The organism is Acinetobacter sp. GN11, assembly GCF_054823985.1.
The window spans coordinates 1-6,644 of the sequence record NZ_JRVL01000096.1 but is presented as its reverse complement, the minus strand read 5'-3'; the positions used below and the strand labels follow the sequence as shown (position 1 = coordinate 6,644).

General features: G+C 39.5%; 3 protein-coding genes. All 3 read left to right on the top strand.

Annotated elements, in window-relative coordinates; all coding sequences use genetic code 11:
• Positions 1-227: 227 nt before the first annotated feature.
• The 3 genes from NL42_RS10210 to NL42_RS10200 all read left to right on the top strand — a co-directional run bounded on the left by NL42_RS10210 (position 228) and on the right by NL42_RS10200 (position 6,642).
• Positions 228-2,840: a TonB-dependent receptor gene (locus NL42_RS10210; protein WP_461312660.1), complete on the top strand. Its 2,613-nt coding sequence runs from the start codon at positions 228-230 to the stop codon at positions 2,838-2,840.
• A gap of 252 nt (positions 2,841-3,092) precedes the next feature.
• Positions 3,093-5,423: a TonB-dependent receptor gene (locus tag NL42_RS10205; RefSeq protein ID WP_461312659.1), complete on the top strand. Its 2,331-nt coding sequence runs from the start codon at positions 3,093-3,095 to the stop codon at positions 5,421-5,423.
• A 22-nt stretch (positions 5,424-5,445) separates the two neighbouring features.
• Positions 5,446-6,642 (top strand): LLM class flavin-dependent oxidoreductase, encoded by a 1,197-nt coding sequence (locus NL42_RS10200; protein WP_461312658.1) that lies wholly within the window; start codon positions 5,446-5,448, stop codon positions 6,640-6,642.
• Positions 6,643-6,644 lie beyond the last annotated feature (2 nt).

Sequence of the window (6,644 nt, the reverse complement as noted above, 5' to 3'; positions counted from 1 at the left end):
TTTATATAATTTTAATATATTTATCAAATGCTTATATAATTATTGTTTTTGGTGAGTGTCTCTATTTCAACAGCTTTGTTGAAAAAATAAACATGAATAGAATTGATAAGTAAACAATGAGAAATTAAAAACAAATAAATCAAATAGTTAGGTTAAATTATTTGGCCCTTTAATGGTTGGCATAGGCTTTGCGTAACGCATTGTAAATTTACTTTACTGAGTGTGATATGAGACAGCCTTTTCAATTAAAACCTTTAGTTATTGCGCTTAGCGTATTAGGGGCAACTTTACCGTTATATGTTTTTGCCGAAGAAACGCCACAACAAGCAGGTGATTCTGAAAGTGATGTAATTACTTTGTCCGATGTAGTCGTTACTGGAGCAGCCAAGAAAACTACCGTAGTTCCTAAACGCAAAGTTACCTCAATTTATGGAACGGATAGCTCTGTATTGGATACCCCGCGTGTAGTATCCCAAGTATCAGAACAACAATTTAGAGAAGATGTTATTCGCAGTGCGGATGATCTCGTCAAATATGCGCCTAGCATTACGCGAGGCGGGGGACAAAATGCTAACTTTGCTCCACAAATTCGTGGACAGAACTCGGAAGTTTTTCAAGATAGCCAACGCATTTACAGTACCCGCCATCCAACCAATCTCAATGCTTATGAAGCAGCCGATATTGTGGCAGGGCCAACAGGTGTAATTTTTGCGCCGACTTCAGGTTCTGGCGGATATATTAACTACCTAACCAAAAAGCCTAATTTTAATAAAGCCGAAACCAATATCTCTGGGACTGTAGGTTCCATTTACTCAGGTAAAGGCGCAGAGCCTAATTTCTCTGTCAGTATTGATCATACGGCACCCATTTCAAAAGAATTAGCATTTCGCGTGAGTGCAACAGCACAAAAGACAGATGACTATTATGACAATGTAAAAAATAACTTTAATGCATTTTATGGAGCACTTGCTTGGCGTCCCAATGATCGTTTACGGGTAGATTGGAATGTCAGTTACGATGATTATTATGATTTTAATGTGACACATGGCTGGAATAGAGCATCGCAAAAATCGGTTGATAATGGCCTTTATTACAAAGGTAGAGCCACGCCTATTATTCAAAATGGTTCGACTTTTTGGTCTCCTGTATTTGAATCTGGTGCGGCAAATTCTAAAGTCATTGGTTGGCAAACTCGTCAGAAGAACGATAAAAACCAATATGTTGCTGTTGGTGGAGTTCAGACCACGCCGTTACCGAACTCAACTGCGGATCAAGCAGGAACTATTAAAGGTTGGGTCTATGATCCATCAATCCCTGGTAATGAATTAGTCAAGCTAGATGATAATGTTTCAGGACGTAGTGAAGATAAAAATAGTGCCAAGCGATTTAGTACCCAATTAAAAGTAATTAAAGATTTAAATGACCATTGGTCTATTGCAAACAGTACGCTCTATCAAAATAACAAAGATTTAGGCGACTCTGTGGGAAGCTTCTTTACAGATTTAGATCATGAGTTAATTGATAACAGACTAGAATTTTTAGGCGACTATGATTTTGAAATAGGTGGCGTAAAAATTAAGAATAAAAGCAGTACAGGGGGAACATATCGTCATGAGAAGTTTACCTCTTTAGCTGCAAATAATAGTTTTAATATTAATCCATATGATTTAACCAATGATCCATCACAGAAGAACCCTGGTGATTTACTGGGGTTGATTAATAATAGCGGTTCAACAGGAGGTTGGATTGGACAAGCCGGAGTACCTCAATATTCTCAATATTTTGGTTATTTAAATTTACCGCGCATGTACCCAATTGGAAATGGTTTATATGCAGAAAAAGGCGGATTTCCACCGAATGGAGGAGGCGCTGTCTATACGGGCTCTGGTTTCTGGGATACGTTGAGTGTGTTCACTCAACAAAACTTTACCTTTAACGATGTATTCGGTATTAACTTAGGCATTAACCATAGTTCTGTAAGAGCAAAACTTGAAAATCCACTCGTTTTAACCCCAGCAGATGTCCGTTCGTCGAGTGATAAATATAGTCTATTGAGCTATCAACTGAGTACGTTTATTAAGCCGACTGCGAAAAGCACACTTTATTTTACCTATGACAAAAGCACTGCATTAAATACGGGAGTATTTGGGCCTTTCTTGATTTGGGGCGCAGGAAATCAACTTAATCCTTTAGCTTTTGACAGTCAAAGTGAGCTAAAAGAAGTAGGATTTAAATATGAGCCTATTGCTGACCAGTTGTTTTTAACCCTAAGTGGATTTGAACAAAAACGAGATTTATCGCCTGATACCAACGGCAATATGGCTCGCTTTGAAATAAAAGGTATTGAGTCATCATTAAGATGGCAACTCCAAAAAAATATAGCGATTGGGGGCAATTTCACTTATTTAGATGCTGAATACAGCTCTATTGTACCTGCTGGTTTTTCACCATTTGGCTTTCATGCGGACAATGCTACGGTTTGGGGAGACAATAACGCTTTAAACCAACGTAAAGCCGGACGTTATGATGCAGCAGGAATTCCCAAGTACTCTGCAAGTGCTTATGTAGATTACCAGCATCAGTCTGGTTTTGGGGTCAACCTTTCGGGATGGTGGACAAGCTACTGGCACACAAACTTAAGTCAAACCGTGAAAGTACCGAATAACTATAATCTGGACTTAGGTCTTTATTATCGCCAGCCACAGTGGACGGTGGGCCTTAACATTCTTAACTTAACCAATGAACGAAATTTTGTGAATGGTTTGGCAGGAGCGAATAGTGAGTTTTTACAACCAATGCGTCCTCTGACTGTACAAGGCCAATTTAGTTATAAATTTTAAAACCAATCAATCATTTCCAAGAATCTTAAAAAGCCATACGTCTGTATGGCTTTATTATTAATACGGGATATAAAACACGTTAAATCGTGAATGTTGAAATAACAACAATAATACCTTTCAGACTGTCTATCTATCAGCAGCATTGAATCATTTTTATTTTTAATTTTTTATTAAGTATTTGAAATTATTTAAATAAATTAAATGGCATAGAAGTTGCCAATATAAGAATAGATTTATTTAAATGGAGTCACCATGTTTAAGGTTACAAAAATTAGGCAGAGTATTTTAACTGCTATGTGGGGAGTAACGGCGAGTGTTTCAACATTAGCTTTAGCGAACGATGATACTGATGCAATTCCTGCTGAGCAACAAGCTCAAGTGGTAAATGCTAAAGATGTAAAAAAACTAGGCGATGTCATCGTTACTGCACAATATCGTGCACAAAACATTCAAAAAGTTCCGACTGCAATTACAGCAGTTTCTGGCAAAGATTTGGCAGCGAAAGGCTCAACATTTATTGGCGATGTTTTAACTTATACACCCAATGCAGCAGCTGAAAACCCAGATGGAGATAGCCGTCCACGTTGGTATATTCGTGGTCTAGGAACTGGCGATGTTGCAGCATCTACAGTTTTCCCAGTCGGTATTTATGCAGATGGGGTTTATTTAAATGCGCCTGTTGCTGGTGCTGGAGATTTATTCGATTTAGAACGTATTGAGGTTCTACGTGGTCCACAAGGCACGCTTTACGGTAAAAATACCACGGCTGGTGCAGTGAATTACATTTCACGAAAACCCGTATTTTCAGACAAACCGACTGGTTATGGAACTATAGGAATAGGCGACCATAATCTTCGTACTTTTGAAGGCGCCGTGAATGGGGCTATATCAGATAACGTTGCCGTACGAGGAGCATTCTATTCAGAAGACCGTGATGGTTATGCAAAGAATTTAGCCAGTGGAGAAGACTACGGAGATGTTGATAAAAAATCATTCCGCTTCCAGATACTAGGAAAAATTAATGATGATTGGAATGCTTTAGTCAATCTGCATAGCCAAACCTATAATGGTCTGGGCAATAATGGTTCGTTAAGTATTGGAAAATACTGGGGTGTTTATGAAAGACCACAAGGCCGAGATACAAATTTAGATTTAGCTGAAAGCAATAAAATTCAACATGATGGTACATCGCTCACATTAACAGGAGATTTAGGGGGCGGTCATACTTTTACATCCATTACAGCATTTGATAAGACCACTCAAAAATCCATTTCTGATGGTGACTATACGCCATATGATGTAGCAAGAAGCTATAGTGATAATGAGTGGCGTCAATATAGCCAAGAGTTTCGTGTTTCTTCTGATGCTGAAAAAAGACTCAGTTGGATCGCAGGTTTTCACTTCTTTAATGAAGATTTAGACTCAACAGGCGTAAGCGCGCGAGTAAATAAAACATTACCGAATGGCGCTCCAGCTCAAACGGCCGGAACACCAGCTTTTAGGGACATTACCTATAATCAGACTACACAAAGTTTTGCCTTGTTTGGAAACAGTACCTATAAATTTACCGACAAATTTAAAGTAACAGGTGGTCTACGTTGGACAAGTGAAGAAAAAGACATTGATCTAGACCTTGTTCAAATTACCACGGGCGATTACACCAAAGGCAGTTGGTGGCAAAAGGATGGGTACAGTAATGCGGTCTATAATCCAGCACCTAACGCAAATGGTTCAACAAGCCGTAAAAAGAGATGGAATGAACTGACTTACGATATTACGCCAGAATATGAAATTACTCCTGATATCAACACATACTTCCGTTTTGCTCGAGGTTTCCGTTCAGGCGGCTTTAACACCGGACTTTCAAGTAGCCTAACGCAACTTGCAGATGTTAATCCTGAATATTTAAATAGCTACGAGCTAGGTTTGAAGTCTAGCTTGTTACAAGGCAATTTAACGGCCAACGCCAATATTTTCTATTATGACTACAAAGATATTCAAACAAATTTATTGGTTGCGACAGAAGGACAGGGTGGAGGGGTAACTTCAGTTTTAGCAAATGGTCCTAAGGCAGAAGTAAAAGGTGCAGAATTAGAATTAGATTATTTGGCAACCGATAATTTACGCCTACGCTTTGCAGGCGCTTATTTAGACAGTGAATACACCGATTTTGTTGATAAAAACCCAGTAACGAATGTTGTAAATGCTGACAATACAGGTAACAGCTTGGTTCGGTCTCCAAAGTACACCATCGGTTTAGGGGGTGAATATACCTTTAATCTTGATAGTGGAGCACGAGTCATTGTGGGCACAGATGCAAAATATCGTGACCGTGAGTTTTTCTTAGTCAATCGTCAAGATTATTCTGTTGACCCAATCTTGAGTCAAAAAGGGTACACCTTATGGAACGCAAACGTTGGGTATATCAGTGCAAATAATAAATACCAAGTTAATGCTTACGTTAAAAACTTGCTAGACGAAGAATATCAAGTTCATGGGCGACCAAATGGTCCTGCTGGACAATATGTCTTAACCTATGGAAACCCACGTCAAGTTGGTGTTTCTCTCACTGCAAAATTCTAAGCTTTGCTTTACGGAGAAAATAATGGGAATTGAATTTTTTACACGTTTACCACTTCATGGCGAAACAGAATTTTTACCCGGTGACCCACGTAATCGCGGTGATTGGGCCAATATTGAAAATGTTGAAAATACTGGAGCGGTTTCGAACTATGAAGTCGGTGATGACTTTACCTATATTGATTACTTAAGTCAGGTAGCACGGGCAGCAGAAATTAATGGTTTTGCTGGTGCACTCATGGTGAACGCACCAACGGGTGAAGAGCCTTGGACAGTATGTTCATTGCTTGCAAGAGAAACCAAAAAACTTAACTTTGTGACTGCATTTCAGGCTTATCATTTTAGTCCATATAATGCCGTACAAACTGCGGCAACGTATCAGCGTGCAACAGGTAATCGGCTGGTTTGGAATATTATTAATGGCGGTTCTGAAGTGATTCAGCGCCAAGTAGGTGATGATTTACCTCATGACGAACGTTATGCACGTGCTACAGAGTTTCTAGATGTTGTAAAAGGATATTGGAATAATCCTTCATTTCACTATCAAGGAAAGTACTATTCGGCAGAAGGCGGTGGCTTAAAATATCCACTGAATAAAGCAAGCCTTCCCATTATTTGCACAGCAGGTTCTTCGGAAGCTGCTCGCGAGTTTGGAGCAAAACATGCCGACTATTATTTAATGCGAGCTGAAAAACCAGAAGAAATTGCCGCATTGATTACAGACGTACGTGCTCGTGCAAAAAAGTATGGTCGTGAAAATATAAAATTTGGCCTATCAATCGATACCATTGCTCGCCGTACTGAACAAGAAGCATTGGCAGAGGCACAGCGCTTTCTTGATGAAGCTGCTGAAAAACAACGTTTACACGCGGCGGCAGCCCATGCGGGTTTACGCTCAGCGCGGGTATTAAGCTTCGAAAAAGAGTACGCTGAAAAAGATGGCAGTAAAAATGTTAGCGACTTTTTTATCCATCCAAATGTTTGGTCTGGATTTGGATATATTGGTGTGCCACCCGGTGTGGCTTTGGTAGGGAGCTACCAACAGATTATTGAGCGTATTCAAGAATACAATAGCATTGGCATAGAGTTATTTTTTCTTGCAGGCTACCCACATCTTGAAGAATCATACCGTCTTGGTGAACACGTTCTTCCACACTTTAAAAAGCAACGTGCTCGATTACAGCCTACAGTAGCTAGCCCAGAGTTTGATATTGCGCTTTAAAG